At 41.6% G+C, this 14,003-nt stretch carries 20 protein-coding genes and 1 pseudogene; 1 reads left to right on the forward strand and 20 read right to left on the reverse strand.

The features are described 5' to 3' along the window. The 8 genes and pseudogenes from HPY28_RS30870 to HPY28_RS05575 form a co-directional block, all read right to left on the reverse strand. Window positions 1–273, reverse strand: a complete 273-nt coding sequence (locus tag HPY28_RS30870) for a GNAT family N-acetyltransferase (protein WP_371813439.1) — start codon at window positions 271–273, stop codon at window positions 1–3. 179 nt (window positions 274–452) lie between these two features. Further along, window positions 453–632, reverse strand: a complete 180-nt coding sequence (locus HPY28_RS05545) for a hypothetical protein (protein ID WP_146147601.1) — start codon at window positions 630–632, stop codon at window positions 453–455. Between the two features lie 39 nt (window positions 633–671). Beyond that, window positions 672–1,169, reverse strand: a complete 498-nt coding sequence (locus HPY28_RS05550) for a hypothetical protein (protein ID WP_174230210.1) — start codon at window positions 1,167–1,169, stop codon at window positions 672–674. 41 nt (window positions 1,170–1,210) lie between these two features. After that, a complete protein-coding gene (locus tag HPY28_RS05555; protein ID WP_174230211.1) occupies window positions 1,211–1,687 on the reverse strand; it encodes a hypothetical protein in 477 nt (158 codons plus the stop codon). 28 nt (window positions 1,688–1,715) lie between these two features. After that, window positions 1,716–2,036, reverse strand: a complete 321-nt coding sequence (locus HPY28_RS05560) for a hypothetical protein (RefSeq protein ID WP_174230212.1) — start codon at window positions 2,034–2,036, stop codon at window positions 1,716–1,718. 222 nt (window positions 2,037–2,258) lie between these two features. After that, a complete protein-coding gene (locus HPY28_RS05565; RefSeq protein ID WP_174230213.1) occupies window positions 2,259–2,873 on the reverse strand; it encodes a hypothetical protein in 615 nt (204 codons plus the stop codon). A gap of 30 nt (window positions 2,874–2,903) precedes the next feature. Further along, window positions 2,904–3,608, reverse strand: coding sequence for a hypothetical protein (locus HPY28_RS05570; RefSeq protein WP_174230214.1), 705 nt, complete (start codon window positions 3,606–3,608; stop codon window positions 2,904–2,906). 302 nt (window positions 3,609–3,910) lie between these two features. Further along, a pseudogene (locus HPY28_RS05575) lies at window positions 3,911–4,570 on the reverse strand (magnesium chelatase domain-containing protein); the annotation flags it as partial. Between the two features lie 253 nt (window positions 4,571–4,823). Here HPY28_RS05575 and HPY28_RS05580 point away from each other — a divergent pair. Beyond that, entirely contained in the window at window positions 4,824–5,132 is a 309-nt protein-coding gene (locus HPY28_RS05580) for a hypothetical protein (RefSeq protein ID WP_174230215.1), read from the forward strand. 129 nt (window positions 5,133–5,261) lie between these two features. Here HPY28_RS05580 and HPY28_RS05585 read toward each other — a convergent pair whose 3' ends face one another. The 12 genes from HPY28_RS05585 to HPY28_RS05640 all read right to left on the reverse strand — a co-directional run bounded on the left by HPY28_RS05585 (window position 5,262) and on the right by HPY28_RS05640 (window position 13,919). Then, entirely contained in the window at window positions 5,262–5,408 is a 147-nt protein-coding gene (locus HPY28_RS05585) for a hypothetical protein (protein WP_174230216.1), read from the reverse strand. Window positions 5,409–5,511: 103 nt separating this feature from the next. Continuing rightward, the gene (locus HPY28_RS05590) at window positions 5,512–6,057 is read right to left on the reverse strand and encodes an RNA 2'-phosphotransferase (protein WP_017249353.1); all 546 of its coding nucleotides are present in this window, start codon (window positions 6,055–6,057) and stop codon (window positions 5,512–5,514) included. Window positions 6,058–6,096: 39 nt separating this feature from the next. Continuing rightward, the gene (locus HPY28_RS05595; RefSeq protein WP_017249354.1) at window positions 6,097–6,252 is read right to left on the reverse strand and encodes a hypothetical protein; all 156 of its coding nucleotides are present in this window, start codon (window positions 6,250–6,252) and stop codon (window positions 6,097–6,099) included. Window positions 6,253–6,268: 16 nt separating this feature from the next. After that, window positions 6,269–6,460, reverse strand: coding sequence for a hypothetical protein (locus HPY28_RS05600; protein ID WP_017249355.1), 192 nt, complete (start codon window positions 6,458–6,460; stop codon window positions 6,269–6,271). 105 nt (window positions 6,461–6,565) lie between these two features. Beyond that, a complete protein-coding gene (locus tag HPY28_RS05605) occupies window positions 6,566–6,895 on the reverse strand; it encodes a low molecular weight protein tyrosine phosphatase family protein (protein ID WP_017249356.1) in 330 nt (109 codons plus the stop codon). Beyond that, window positions 6,892–7,446, reverse strand: a complete 555-nt coding sequence (locus HPY28_RS05610; protein ID WP_174230217.1) for an NADAR family protein — start codon at window positions 7,444–7,446, stop codon at window positions 6,892–6,894. Before HPY28_RS05610 ends, HPY28_RS05605 begins: the two co-directional genes overlap by 4 nt. 43 nt (window positions 7,447–7,489) lie before the next feature. Beyond that, on the reverse strand, window positions 7,490–8,266 hold the full coding sequence (locus tag HPY28_RS05615) for a nucleotidyltransferase domain-containing protein (RefSeq protein ID WP_174230218.1): 777 nt from the start codon (window positions 8,264–8,266) through the stop codon (window positions 7,490–7,492). Between the two features lie 96 nt (window positions 8,267–8,362). Beyond that, a complete protein-coding gene (locus tag HPY28_RS05620) occupies window positions 8,363–10,207 on the reverse strand; it encodes an Ig-like domain-containing protein (protein ID WP_173622094.1) in 1,845 nt (614 codons plus the stop codon). A 335-nt stretch (window positions 10,208–10,542) separates the two neighbouring features. After that, complete coding sequence (locus HPY28_RS05625; RefSeq protein WP_017249359.1) at window positions 10,543–10,920, reverse strand: YraN family protein; 378 nt, start codon at window positions 10,918–10,920, stop codon at window positions 10,543–10,545. Then, entirely contained in the window at window positions 10,920–11,210 is a 291-nt protein-coding gene (locus HPY28_RS05630; protein WP_017249360.1) for an EscU/YscU/HrcU family type III secretion system export apparatus switch protein, read from the reverse strand. The genes HPY28_RS05625 and HPY28_RS05630 overlap by 1 nt, the downstream gene beginning before the upstream one ends. Further along, the gene (locus HPY28_RS05635; protein WP_174230219.1) at window positions 11,207–13,099 is read right to left on the reverse strand and encodes a hypothetical protein; all 1,893 of its coding nucleotides are present in this window, start codon (window positions 13,097–13,099) and stop codon (window positions 11,207–11,209) included. The genes HPY28_RS05630 and HPY28_RS05635 overlap by 4 nt, the downstream gene beginning before the upstream one ends. A 43-nt stretch (window positions 13,100–13,142) precedes the next feature. Further along, a complete protein-coding gene (locus HPY28_RS05640) occupies window positions 13,143–13,919 on the reverse strand; it encodes a ribonuclease HII (RefSeq protein WP_173622096.1) in 777 nt (258 codons plus the stop codon). Window positions 13,920–14,003: the final 84 nt, after the last annotated feature.

Raw genomic sequence — 14,003 nt, forward strand, 5'->3', positions numbered from 1 at the left:
TTAACATTTCATCCATTCCCAAATGTTGCTGCCTGTCTTTTCTTCTTTCAATCTCCAACTACTCTTCTCATAATACTCATTCATTTTAGAAGTAATCGGACATATTACCTCAATTGGGTACTCCCCCAAGATCTGAAGCATTTTATCCATTAACCTCTGCACTCGATGGCTTGAACGAATCGCAAACTGATATAGCGAAATAGTTTGATCAGACTTTCTAGGATAAAAGCGCAATGCTCCTACAATTTGGTTATCGTCTATTGCTACAATCATCTGCCTTCTTCGAACAGCGGCTAACGCTCCATCAGGACATAAAAATTCCCTATTAGAAATACCGTCATTATCCTCTTGAATATTGTTCTGAAAGAAAAATACAATGTCATTCCCTAACCATTAATCTGCAATTGTTATCTTCATTGTTCAATCCTCATGAAATCCCCATTTTATTCCTTTTAGTTATAGCTTTCGCACAGTTCATCTTCTTCAACAACCTTCTTATGATATGCACACACCAAAACTTGTTCTCCATGTTTATCGTCACCACTCATGGAATTGCTGCATCCAAAACAATCTAAAAATCGATGACTTTGAAATTCTTTCTGTAGTTGTTTAACAATTTTATCTTTGCTCAAATCTATCTCACCCCTTTAAAATCCATTAAAATGCCAATTTCAACGAAAATACTTTCTAATCATGTCACTAATTGTATCTTTGTCATATCCATGTTTAAACAAATTGTCTCTTTGCTCCATAATTTGGCTTAAGTTTTCATGCAGTTTTTCTAACTCACCATCTTGTGAATATATATCTTCAATGTCGAAAGCTTTATATTTAAAACTCCCCATTACATTGCTCAAAATACATAAACTCTCAAACACTTCTATGGCTGTTCTCAGATTAAAATCGATTGACTGTTGGTGACCTTCAATATGATAGAGTAATTTAGAATATTTACTATCGCCTTCCTCAATCCAATCTTCGTCATACTCAAACCAGTCTTCAGCAACTAAATTATCTTCAATACAATTCTCGACATCTATTTCTTTTTCTAAGTACAAATATTTTGCTACTGAAAGCATGTCATCAAATCTTCCAATAGTTGAAGTTTCTTTCTTAATCACCGATTCCTTATCATTCGAAAAAACTTCAACTGCAATTAATTCAAACATATAATCCTCCTATTTGATGTTGATAAAAACGATATTTAATTCTATCCTAAATACTTAGACTCAATCATCTCAAGCATTTCATCATAGAGTTGAGCACAGTTATCAACCCACTCAGGCTCTGAATCATCTAGGAAATTCATCTTGTCAATTTCAGTATCAATTTTTCTAACGCGACTAACTACTTCTTTATCAAGTAAGTGAAGATTCTCATAGATAATTGGACGCACACTATCCATATAGGTTTTTATTTTGAAATCACGTAGATTTATATACTTTCCAGCGGTCACTATCATGTGTTCACTAGCACTCTTCAATATTTTGTTGTAAACAATAAACTTGTTTTGTTCACTTTCTCGCAGTTCAGTACGTTCCTTATCTTCCAGTTCCCATTTTCTTCTTTTTTCGGCTTGCATATTGTCATGCTTGTTTTTCTGATTGTTCATTATCCAAGTTCCTAGTGTTCCAATTAAAGTACCACTGAGCGTCCCTATCACAGTAATAATTACTGTATCCATCATAACAACCCTTTCAAATCAAATCGCTGTTTTATGGTGTTTTATAAATCCAAATACCATGAGGATTTGTCATCGTATCAATTATGAAAAAAGCTACTAGTAAGAATAAAGAGAGTTGCATGAAACTCGTCCATAAGATCATCGTGCCACGTCCTTTATCTTTTGCACGATGCAATGTAACGAAAGTAACTGCTGCCAAAATGATCGACATTATAGGAAGTATCAATGTAATTACTAAAGCATCTGCTCCTGTTAGTATCAGATAAACGAGCAGCATTAGAGCATAGTAGTTTATAATGGAGACTATTGAAACAATAGTCCTTGAAGCAAGCGTAGAAAATACCCTACTCATTTTCCCCTCCAAAACATAATCAAATTACCTTTTCATCGCAAAATCAATTACCGTATCAAGATCCTTGTCTTCAACAATCCAATCTTCACCTTCTTGAATGTAAAACACATCTCCAAGAGTCCAATGTCTGATCATGTATCCATTTACTTGTTTGATGAAAGTGTGCATTACATTACCTTTTCCAATCAAATCACCGTTTTATTCACTTCTTTACTGCCCCTCTTAGTCACCTTTGAAGATAAACCAACTTTGAAACCTTTTCACCACATCATTGGCTAACTCAAGGTCAAACTCTAAAAATCTATTGAAAAGAGGCACTCTTGCAAATTCCATTAAGTTCGATTCAACCATTTCTAGCTTTGCAATAAACTCCACATAATCAAAATCAATATAGTACAGTTCATTCTTGTCTACATCTTCTTCATTAGAGTCATCCGACCAAACACGCACTATATTATCAGCGAATTCCATTCTTGGTGTTGGATTATGACCCATCCAAGGGCTTTTCCTGTTAATAACACTATCTAGCACATCTCTCCAAGCTTCTAGACCAGAACAACAACTCGGAGGAATTATCCTATCATTGCTTTCGAAATAGATTCCTCCTCCAATTACTACATCCGATTCATCAAATAATCGCTTTAACACTTCATGAGGTGTACCCTTAACGTCTATATTGTTGTATCCCAAAAGCATCGCAATAAACAAATCAACTTCATCACTAGTAGTTTGACCTGTTAACTTGACATATTCAGTATAAGCCACATCTGTATTCAACCAATCAGGTATCTGATAATAAGGCTCTTTTATAACTGCAACAACTAAAGGGTAATGCATGCAACTCTCTCCCTAATTAAAATCTTCATTTTATCGTAATTCGCTTGGGTCACTGATAAATTCAAGAAATTGAACTCCCATCCTACTCAATCTTGCTGCAACCATTCCACTGCCTGTCATCATAGTGTTTAACCCACTTGCTCCAGTTCCTGATAGCCCTTTATTGTATAGGTCATTAAAAATCTGCTTAGTAAATTCATCATTTGACCTTAATTCAGGGTATGCGAGATAAACTACATCACTGAGCCCACCCATAGAAAAATTAGAATTTAATCCCGCAGCTTCAAGGTATTGTTTAGGATCTTTTAATAAAACAAGAATCCGCAAGTGCCACTCATTAAATGTGTCGATAAAAGAAAGAAACATTTGTTGTAAATTCTCATCGACACTCGTAGACAGTGCAGAATTTGTTATAGCATTTAACAATGCCACTCTTTTATCATCTTGATGTGTTCTTAGAGAAATCTGGGTTGCTTGTAGTGTTACCGAAAGAAAGTTTTCATTTGTAGACAATTGTTCAATATTGAACCTATCTACTTTAACTTTTAGTTCTTTAAGCCGCTCATCTATCATAATCAAAATGTTTTCTTTCCTTTTCTCTGAAGGTTGAGTCACGAGCAATGTAAATAGTTCAGAAAGTCCATTCCCAACAACGGGTACACTGCCCAAAGTTGCTTTTGCTAATCCGTGTGCATAATCGCCAATTGTGTTTTTCAGACCTTTCTTAACATCCACCAATAACCCCTCCAATGAAAACCATCTTTTATCGTTATTTCCTTTGCAATAATAAAAGCTTTAAGATATTTCATTCTAGCCCAACTATTTATGATCCACCTTCTTATAAATTCGAAATAATATTCTTCTGACAATTATACCAAATGTTTCTGGCACTTCGATCTAGCACTGGTAAATATTCCTTTTTTGAATTCTACTCACTAGTGCAGTATTGTGACTATTTATCCGCTCAAATAAATACAAAAAGACACAAGCATTTGGTTGCTCATGTCCTTTCGCATTTACTTGACTTTGTTTCAGTTAACGATCACATTATGAAATCCAGCTGTTACGATCTCCAAGCCACGTTTTACAAATTGCTGTCCGTATACATTGGCAAAGTCCGGAGGCAGCTGGTTCGCTTTTGTATTGCCTGTCTCCGTTTCAGGGAAAACCAAGTCTGCGTTTTTCCTATGAAGTCCTTCTTTCCAATAGTTCACGGCCTCTTCCAAATTACTCGCAGGCAATACGGTAATGTCGACGAGCTGTGCTTCCGCTGCATTTTGCTCGGGGAGAATCACGTGGGTAAATCCTACATTTTTAGCTTCTAGCAAAATGGGGAGTACACCCGTTACAGGGCGAAGAGAACCGTCTAATGCCAACTCTCCAAGAACGAGGATTCTCTCTGGTCTAGGGAGCATTTGCTTCGAGGCAAGTAAAATACCGAACGCAATAGCTAGATCGAAACCAGAACCTTCCTTGCGCTGGTCTGCTGGTGCCAAGTTTACAGTGATCCGCTGCATTGGGTAGTCGTATCCTGCGTTACGCAGGGCAGCACGAACACGATCTCGCGCTTCTTTTACTGCAGAACCACCTAGTCCGACCAAGTCGAATTGAGGCAGGCCATTTGCTATGTCTGTTTCGACAGTGACGACCATTCCATCTATGCCAAGCACCGTGCCTGAATAACTGCATGCGTACATGTTCTCTCCCCCTCTGGTTATAGGGTAGGAAAAGATAGAGGGGGTGGGCAAGTAAATTGATGCTTGTGGCTAATCGTTGATACCACTTTGTCAATATAGTTAGGGAAACAGTTCCAATTACCTACTGTTCATTCAATTTAAAACAACAAAACCTCTTGATCAATGATCAAGAGGCAAAGTAACCCATACATTTATGGAAAACCTTCACTCCAACAGGTATACTGCAAATAAACAGGTAAGGAGTTGGTTCGATTTGATTTTTACTGTTGATCATCATCAAATTTCCATACACCACGAATATGCTGAACCTGTTCAGATCGACTGGGACGAAGTATACAGTGTCTCTTACTATAAGATCGATTGCATCGAGTACGAAATGGGTTACCTCGTTTTTGACTTGGTATACGGTGAGTTCATTGAGATTAATGATTGTGATCAAGATTGGGAAAAAATCGTCAATGATCTCGAAAAATACTTACCCTCGCAAACAAGCGATTGGGGGCATTCATTACGTAGTTGGTCGATCGACGACGGTATTCTTTATCTTTATGAAAAAACGTAAGAACGAGGCGAACTGAACCTCCTCACTTTATCCAACGATTTAGAACGTGTATTATTGCTGAAACCATTTGAATATGATGGGGAAAACGATAATCGCTGGTCCTGGACTTGTAATCGGCCACCTTTATCTTCACTGCTTTTTCTTCCATTCATTCAGTAGTTCAATGATTTGCTGGTTTTGATCCACTTGCGTTACGATGTTCTGGTTCATCCTCCGAATCACGTCGTAGATGGCAAAAAGTCCTGCCAACAGTAGAAAAGCAAACAACAATTCCATGCCGTTTTTACCTCCTTTTACGATTAACGTTGATATAAAAAAAGACCCGCGATCTATGCGAGTCTTTTCTCATGCTGTGTTGTTTCTTCTTGAGCAAATCGAGCTACTTCTGATAGACAGAGATATACTCTTTTTTCACGTGATCTGCTAACCAAACGAGCTCATTTCCATGGTAAAACTTCACACCATCTTGCCAAGCTTGCCTCGCATCGATTCGCAAAAGTACCGGATGATCGTCTCGTCTTTTCCCAACCTGCTGTGCTGTTTGGACGTCTTCAGACAGATGCACATACTGTCTTCCTTTTGGAACAAGCCCGCTAGTCAAAATAGAATCGAGGAATCTTTGCGGCGTGCCGTGAAAAAGAAACGCAGGTGGTTCTTTTTCTTCCTTTTGAATCTTTTGCGGCACTGAATGTCCATAGAGGGCGCGAATTTTGCCTTGATTGATCTCATGGCGCTTTTTTTCTGATAACGCAATCATCGTATGTAAATCTTCTTCGGTAACCGCTCGCCACTTGCGCTGTTCATGAAGTGACAAAAGTAATTGCTTGATAGGAACCCATCCTTGTTCGTCTAACTCAAGCTCATATTCATGGGGGGCATGACGAAGCGCATAGGACAGTTCTTTACTCAATTTTTGATAATCCATACACTCATCTCCCATTACAACAGGTCATAGCCACTTCTTTTACGCAAAAAAGTAACCGAGACTCACGATTGCAGCAATAAATAGGTGAACGATGAAATTTCCTGTTAGTCGAACCCAGAGCAGTTGGCTTTTCATCGTCCAAAATCCATAGAGGAGAGCAACGATCAGGTAAGCCAGAACATAAATGAAAAACACAGGACTGCTCTCCTCTTTAGGACATTTCTTTTTTTATGTTAGCAATTAGCTTGTCAGCATTGTTTTCATCGTTATCAAACATAACCAGGTCTTGCAAAGCAATCCCTTCCACGGATTGAATTGCTGTGGACATAGAATCGGCCAGTTGCTGCATATCAGCTTTGTCTGCTATTTCAACATCTAGAACCAGTACAAGTTTTTTCTTCATGGTGATAATCCTCGCTTTACGATAAGTATGGATAGTGCGATCGAGCCATATCATCCCCATTATACATAATAATCCGGTATACATCGACAACTGGTAATCACAGCTTTATTCCGGAATATCTATATATGCGGAAACACTCGATTTTAATATCTCGATCAGCACCTCATCCATGTATATGTATTCATCAGGGATGCCCAAGCAAATGATCCTTTTATCCATCAGTTCCGAGCTAAACTTTTCTTGTAACCGCCTTACATGTTTTTTCTCCATACAAAAAATGAAATCAGCCCAGCCGATAAGTCCACTTGTTACTTTGATACGCGCCCCAGTTTCAGTACCTGCTGATCTTACTTCATAATCATTGATCCCGTGAAAAATCTTTTCTGCTGTCAAGCTCCTCCATTTATTTCTACTGCAAATGAACAGTAGCTTCATTCTTCCTCCTCATCTAAATCTTCAAACTTCCATTCCTCTGGTACCGGATAATAAGCGTCATACTCTTTCTTGGCATCCTCGCTCATTTCCTCTAGCCATGGCCAATAATGCATGACATAGTCCTCACCAAATCCCATCCGCCAAAACAAACTATAAGGATGCTCTTCTGGAAACACAATCCATGGTGGCAAATAGAAATGCGGTTGATACCCCTCTAGGCTTTCACGTACTTCCATCCACAATCTTCCTAGTATGTTTCGTTCGTTACTCGTACGATCGATTAAGGCTGCATCCCCAGTAGAAAGCAGAATTTCACGAATGACAGGGTACTGTTCTACTTTTGCTTGTAATACCTTGCGCGTGATCTCTTTTTCAAGGATAGTTCCCGAAACTTTCTTGGCTTGCAGATAGTGTTCCGAAGTTGTCCATCGTTCCCCTTCCACCTCTATCGGATGACCAGAGAAATGGGAGAAGCAGCCGTAAGGTTTTTCTGGTTGATCGAAGTGAATTTCAAGAGGTTGCTGTATCTGTTTTCGGATATGATCCTGCATGAATATTTGTACCTCCCTATCTAGCGTAGCGTTTTCATAATGACTACCTGACATTCCACGCCTTCTGTAAATACTTCCGAAATATATCATCCAGCTTGTCTGTTGGGTCATCCAGCTCATTTGTATATTGGCTAGTCAGTGCAGTCAGACGCTCAATATGTTCCTCAATAAAATGGTGAAGCTCTTCTATTCTTGGCTCCCAGTTCAACTCATCCCCAGCTATTTTTCTTTGGAGCAGCTCAGAAATTTTACCTTTTAACCTAGAATCGGTTATCAGCTCTGAAACTAACTGATCAAATCCAATGGGGGGGTTCGTATGATACGTTTCGATCCAGATACATGCGAGGATCGGGCGTAACACGTAAAAATACTTTTTGATTTTGACTTGCTCCCCTTGCAGATAGTCCCGAAAATTCCCCTTTGCCATACTGAGGTAATGATGCAAGGAAGCCTTTGGCGAAAATACTTCCCCTTGCAATCTTACCAGCTCATCTCGAAAGCCAAGTGTATCGAGATAGACGATATCTGACACAAGCCATTCTTGTAGAGGCGGATTCGATTTTCGATATAGCTTGAGGGCTTTTCGAATATCCCAGCCATTTATATCTAAAAGGTCATTGATCGGTACTTCTACAACATCCCGTTTGTCGTCAATGGACAAATACCATTCTGGTTTCTTCACATAGACAAAACGTACATCATAATCGCTATCTTTGGACGGAAATCCCCATGCCCGGCTTCCTGATTCAACAGCGAACAATATTTTCAAGTCATGCTCTTGCTCGATTTCTTTTAACTTTTCCAAGATGATCTCTCTCAAGGTTAATTCCTCCTCCACAACAACTAACAGGGTTACCTTTCATTTTGAAAAAAACTCGCTGAACCAATTAAGATTCAGCGAGCTTTCTATCCTATCTTATTTTACGGTAACTTCAATTTCCACTGTAGAGCCTTTGTATTTTGCTGTAATAGTAGCCTTACCTTTCTTTTTCCCTTTTACAGTTCCATTGTCTGATACAGTGGCTACAGCAGACTTGGAGGACTTCCATGTAGCTTTGGTACCACTGATATCATCGCCATCATAGGTGAGTCTAATCTTTTCGGAGTCACCTTTTTTGAGCGAAATAGAGTCGTCATCTGCCTCCAACTTGCCTGAGCTTGAGCCGCCAACTTTTACCTCAATCTCCACTTTTTCGCCTTTATACGTAGCTGTAATCGTTGCCGTTCCTTTTCCTTTTGCAGTAATCGTACCACTGCTGCTGACAGTCGCTACAGAAGTTTTAGAGGATTTCCATGATGCTTTAGAACCACTGATGATGTCGCCATCATACTTCAATACAACGATTTCTCTGTCACCTTTATCCATGGTGAGGCTGGTATCATCAGCTTCCAGTGATGAGGAGGAACCATCAACAGTTACATCAATATCTACTGTTTCGCCTCTGTAACTAGCTGTAATCGTTGCCTTACCCTTACCTGTCGCTGTAATAGTACCGCTACTGCTGACAGTTGCTACGGAAGATTTAGAAGTTTTCCAGGAAGCTTGGGAATTACTGATCACAGCACCATCGTAAGTCAGAATAATGATTTCACGATTTCCTTTCTTCATGGAAAGTTTCGTGTCGTCCGCTACCAGCTTACCTGAGGTATTTGCATCAACTTTTACTTGGATCTCTACCTTGTCACCTTTGTATTGAGCTGTAATGTAAGCAGTTCCTTTACCTTTAGCTGTTACAACCCCGTCACTTACAGTTGCGACAGACGAATTGGATGTTTTCCAAGTTGCTTTGGAACCAGACAATCTTTCATCGTCATATCTTAACTGAATAGTCTCTTTTTGTCCGTCTTTCAAGGAAATACTAGTATAATCCGCTTCCAGTTTACCTGAAGCATCCGTATCGACATAGACGTCAATTTCTACCTCGTCGCCCTTGTATTTAGCAGTAATCGTAGCTGTACCTTTGGCTCTAGCAGTAACGACCCCATCATCACTGACTCTAGCTACGGAAGTATCCGACGATTTCCAAGTTGCTTTGGAACCAGACAGTTTATCATCGTCATAAGTCAATTTAATTGTTTCTTTATCGCCTTTTTCCATCTTGAGTCGAGAGACGTCTGCTTCTAGTTTCCCATCTGAGTTGCTTTGGCCAACATTTACTTCAATTTCTACTTTTTGGCCTCTATATTCTGCTGTAATGATTGTGCTTCCAGAAGATACAGCCTTTATTTCACCATCATCTACAGTAGCAATGGATTTATCCTCAGAACGCCAATCTGCCTTTGATCCAGCTAGAGTTTTATCAGCATATTTCAAACTAATTGTCGATTTCTTACCTTTTTTAAGATTGATTTCAGAACGATTTGCTTCCAAAATCTCAGCTTTTGAAACGGTGACTCTGATTGATACTTTATCTCCATTATATTTTGCTGTAACAAAAGTCGATCCTGCCTTCTTAGCTGTCACGACTCCATTGTAAACAGTAGCGATATCAGAAGTGCCTACTTCCCAGTTAACCAGTCCATTATCAATCGTGCTGCCATTATAAGTCAGGCGAATCGTTTCCGTTGAACCTACGGAGATATTCATTGAACTCGAGTTGGCTTTCAGGCCAGAAGTGCTTGCTACCACGCTATAGGCTTGTAAAGGTTGTGGTGTCGTGACTTGTGCAGAAGCAATACCTGTAACTGAAAACTGAACAGTACAAATAGTTGCAACTGCTAAGGAGACGTTTTTCATTAAGTTGCTTTTGATCTTTTTCATGTTTTTACCTCCAAATTATTTCCTATACTTGTATTGACGTATGAGATGGAAAAATGTCACACCAAATATGCTTTTTTTTTGAAAAATATTTGTTTTTATTTCAAACAATTGTTTGTAACCCAAATACAAAAGCAAAAAGTGACTCTAGTTATGGGCTTGTCTGTACGAATAGATCCATTTCATCAAAAAAAATGCTTCCCAGCTTTTGAGCCGGAAAGCGGATATTGATGCTTGGAGGAGTTTCATCGCGTCGAGTACAGTACATAGTACGCTGGCTCTGCGACTGATGCTGTAGACGTATCCCCAATATATCCGTAGTCGAGAGCCCGTTTTTCCTAGAAAGCACTCTCATAATGCTCAATGACCGGCTTCATGAAGTCTCCACCTGGTGTTAATGTACCGGTGTAAATCGCGATGACATCAAACCGAAAGGCCGGGATTGGCTGTGAGTTTTTTTGCAGGTATTCGATGGCAAGCTCACGCAGCTTCTGTTTCTTCTTCCAAGTAATGGACTCGCCCGCTGATCCAAAAGATTGGCTGCTCCTCGTTCTGACCTCAATGAAAACCAAGCAATTTCCGTCTAGCGCAATCAAATCCATTTCCCCACGTTTTGTTCGAACATTTCGATCGACAATGCAAAAACCCTTGTTCACTAAATAGCTTTCAGCAAGCTGTTCTCCTTTTTGACCAAGAAGACGGCGGCGATCGCTCATTATTTGGTTCCTCCGCCTTTATCGATACGATAGACAAAAGCAAGGATTTCTGCCACAACTTGATACAACTCCGGAGGAATTTGTTGATCCAAATCCAGCTTACCCAAAACCTCTACAAGTGATGGGTCCTCTTGTACCGGTATATCATGCTCCTTTGCTGTCTTCAGGATATTGTCAGCTACGTACCCCTTGCCTTTTGCCACAACCTTTGGCGCTTCCATGGTACCCGCCTGGTATTTTAACGCAACTGCCTGTTTGCGTTTTTGCTCTGAAGAGGATGGCGGCTTCATACGCGAAGGTCAACCCCTTTATAGTCAGCCAGGATGGGGCCTTTTGCTTGGATCGGACTTGTCGACTTCCCGCGCTCGGCCGGGACTGGCTGGACCCGCATAGCCGATAGATGGTAACCAACATCCTGTAATTGGTCAGCAAAACGATCCTTGGAGCCTTGAATGAGTGCTTCCACCCATGGCGTATCGTTAAAAATTTGCAGGTTAACGATTCGATTCACGATACTGACATCAATCATAGTTGTCCCCATACTTTGGAGTTCCAAATGAAAGAATAGACGGCAGTTCTCCGGATCAAGTTGTCCAGAGCCTTTCTTTTTTGACTCAATTTGGACGAAAGCCGTCTCATCCCCTTCTGCTTGGCGAATCGGAATTTGCATCACGATTTGAGACAAAGCTTGGTTAGAGGGCTGTACCATCATCAACTGTTGTCCGGTCACTTGTTGCAGTAGTTGATCAGCAGCTTCTCGCAAGGCGGTTGGTAGTGCCTGAGCTGGCGCTTGACTGATTTGCAACAAGAGGGATTTGACTGTATCCATCTGCTTTAATGAATGCGAATCGATTGCCCCCTGTGAAAATGCCTGGCCCATCAATTCTCTCTCGTGGGTTACGCCTAAATGACGAAACAATTCAGCAATCGGGTTAGCAGCTGTGGCTCCATTCACTGCACCAGATGCTTGAGACATCATTTGTTGAATGACCTTTTGCCCCGCATCTGTCACTACGGCCCTTTGCTCTGCCATCTGCTTGTTTTGGATCGGCTCCTGATTCATCTGTGATGACTGAGGAATAGGCAACGGCTCGGTTCGAGCAATTTTTGACTCGACGCTTGGACCACTAGTCTGGTTAGGCAGCAACTGATTACTCTTTCCGATCATGGCGTTTTGCTGCGATTCCACCTGCTTTGTTGCAGGGCTTGGTGCAGTTGCTGCCTCAGTGGAAACAGATGACGAAACAGCTTGTGATGGCGATGGTATGTTACTGAAAGCCTGGGTTGATGGTTGGGGTGATGTCTGCAATTGCGCTGAAGGCTGACCGCTCTGCGCAGGCAGCGGCTGAGTCTGGCTTCCTCCAGACGCGTTCTGAGAAGCACCTTGATTGGGCTGATTCCCTTGTGGCATTTGTTTGACGGCCAGTCCCTCGTCTGTTGCATCGTTGCCCGCGATAAGTAAAGAGAGTCCTGCCAACTTTTCTTTTAATTGACTAACAAGCTGTTTGACATCTCCCGTTGCTGCATTAGCCTGTCCGGGGACTTGCTGTGATTGGCTTTGAGACATTTGACCTGTCGTCTGTGAAGGCTGGCCCTCTCCCTCTAAAAAGAGCGAGGCTTGCTGCAGCAGGTTTTGGATGAGCTGACCCATTGGCTTGTCCGATAAAAAAGCTTTGAGCCCTCCGATTGTATCTGGAGTCAGTGGCAAATTTCGTTTCATGGCAGTCATGAATGCCTCTATCGTGGCATTGTCTACGCCTAAGCGCCCAGCAACGGCTGAAAAAGCTTGTATCGTTTCCTTATTCACAGGAAGATTGGCACCAAGCAGAGCTTGCACGATCGCTTTGTTCTCTTTTGTATCGGCAATCCCTAGTGACCGCATTAGCCCTTCTAGAGATGCGTCTTTGCCAGCTCCTTCCCCGACGCTTTCCAAAACCTTCAACGTGACGACGCCTGTTGATGGTTGGACTTGCAGCCAAGCTTTCTGGCCCGGTTCCAGACTTGCTTCCATTTTAGCCTGAACCTGCATTCCCCCGACTTGTACGAGCGCCATATTGTCCGGGTAATGCTTGATTACCGTGCCTTTAAACACTTGTCCGGGAGTAAGCTCAACCGGCTTCGGAGCGGATATGGGTGCTTTTTGCACGAATGATTGAATAAGTTGCGACGGGGAAAACATGCAGATCCTCCTCCTGTAGGCAGTATGTTACTAGCTTCACTTTTTAGGCGTGTTCTTTTACACCAGTGAATGTCTTGCGATGGATCGGCGTAGGTCCAAATCGAGCGATTGCTGCCAGATGCTCAGGGGTGCCGTAGCCTGCGTGCTTGTCAAAGCCATAGGCTGGATATTGTTCGGCATACTGGGCCATCAATCGATCACGGGTAACCTTTGCTACGATCGATGCGGCTGCAATCGAGACACTCTTGGCATCCCCTCCGATAATCGGAACCTGCTCGCAATCCATTCCGGTTAGCTGCACGGCGTCAATCAGTAATGCATCTGGCACTTTACCTGCCTGTTGGATCGCCAGCTTCATCGCCTCTTTTGTAGCAGCCAATATATTGATCGCATCGATTCTTGCTGCATCGACAATTCCGATTCCCACAGCAAGTGCATCTCTTTGAATGATTTCGCAAAAAGCTTCCCGAGTGGATACAGGTATCTTCTTCGAGTCATTCAGTCCTGGCAAGTAAAAATCCTTGGGCAGGCACACGGCACACGCGACAACTGGACCAGCCAATGGTCCTCGTCCGACCTCATCTACCCCGAATATGTATTGATGCCCCTTATCAAACATGGCTTTCTCATAAACGGTCATGTCTGCCCACATCTGTGCGAGCTTTTCTTGACGTGCAATCGCTGCTTCCGCCTGCTTCGCCAGAGCCTGTACACCCGCTCTTTTATCTTCTTTCAACAATTGTAAAAAATCTTTGGGTACCTCGTCCAACTTTTCCATCGTCACTCGTATTTCTTTTATCGACATATCCGCTAGATTCATTGACTCATTTCTCCTTACAGATCTCAAAGTGCCCATTCAAAAAGACGACGTTTTGAACATCCTCTCATAGTAAAAAACCTGCCT

Source organism: Brevibacillus sp. HB1.2 (genome assembly GCF_013332495.1).
Taxonomy (GTDB): domain Bacteria; phylum Bacillota; class Bacilli; order Brevibacillales; family Brevibacillaceae; genus Brevibacillus; species Brevibacillus porteri.

Coding starts and splice junctions, on each gene's coding strand:
- HPY28_RS05635 (WP_174230219.1), bottom strand. CDS start 13,099: ATGTTTTCCCCGTCGCAACTTATTCAATCATTCGTGCAAAAAGCACCC.
- HPY28_RS05600 (WP_017249355.1), bottom strand. CDS start 6,460: ATGAAGAAAAAACTTGTACTGGTTCTAGATGTTGAAATAGCAGACAAA.
- HPY28_RS05640 (WP_173622096.1), bottom strand. CDS start 13,919: ATGAATCTAGCGGATATGTCGATAAAAGAAATACGAGTGACGATGGAA.
- HPY28_RS05590 (WP_017249353.1), bottom strand. CDS start 6,057: ATGGATTATCAAAAATTGAGTAAAGAACTGTCCTATGCGCTTCGTCAT.
- HPY28_RS05560 (WP_174230212.1), bottom strand. CDS start 2,036: ATGAGTAGGGTATTTTCTACGCTTGCTTCAAGGACTATTGTTTCAATA.
- HPY28_RS05550 (WP_174230210.1), bottom strand. CDS start 1,169: ATGTTTGAATTAATTGCAGTTGAAGTTTTTTCGAATGATAAGGAATCG.
- HPY28_RS30870 (WP_371813439.1), bottom strand. CDS start 273: ATGATTGTAGCAATAGACGATAACCAAATTGTAGGAGCATTGCGCTTT.
- HPY28_RS05605 (WP_017249356.1), bottom strand. CDS start 6,895: ATGAAGCTACTGTTCATTTGCAGTAGAAATAAATGGAGGAGCTTGACA.
- HPY28_RS05620 (WP_173622094.1), bottom strand. CDS start 10,207: ATGAAAAAGATCAAAAGCAACTTAATGAAAAACGTCTCCTTAGCAGTT.
- HPY28_RS05555 (WP_174230211.1), bottom strand. CDS start 1,687: ATGATGGATACAGTAATTATTACTGTGATAGGGACGCTCAGTGGTACT.
- HPY28_RS05565 (WP_174230213.1), bottom strand. CDS start 2,873: ATGCATTACCCTTTAGTTGTTGCAGTTATAAAAGAGCCTTATTATCAG.
- HPY28_RS05625 (WP_017249359.1), bottom strand. CDS start 10,920: ATGAGCGATCGCCGCCGTCTTCTTGGTCAAAAAGGAGAACAGCTTGCT.
- HPY28_RS05630 (WP_017249360.1), bottom strand. CDS start 11,210: ATGAAGCCGCCATCCTCTTCAGAGCAAAAACGCAAACAGGCAGTTGCG.
- HPY28_RS05585 (WP_174230216.1), bottom strand. CDS start 5,408: ATGGAATTGTTGTTTGCTTTTCTACTGTTGGCAGGACTTTTTGCCATC.
- HPY28_RS05610 (WP_174230217.1), bottom strand. CDS start 7,446: ATGCAGGATCATATCCGAAAACAGATACAGCAACCTCTTGAAATTCAC.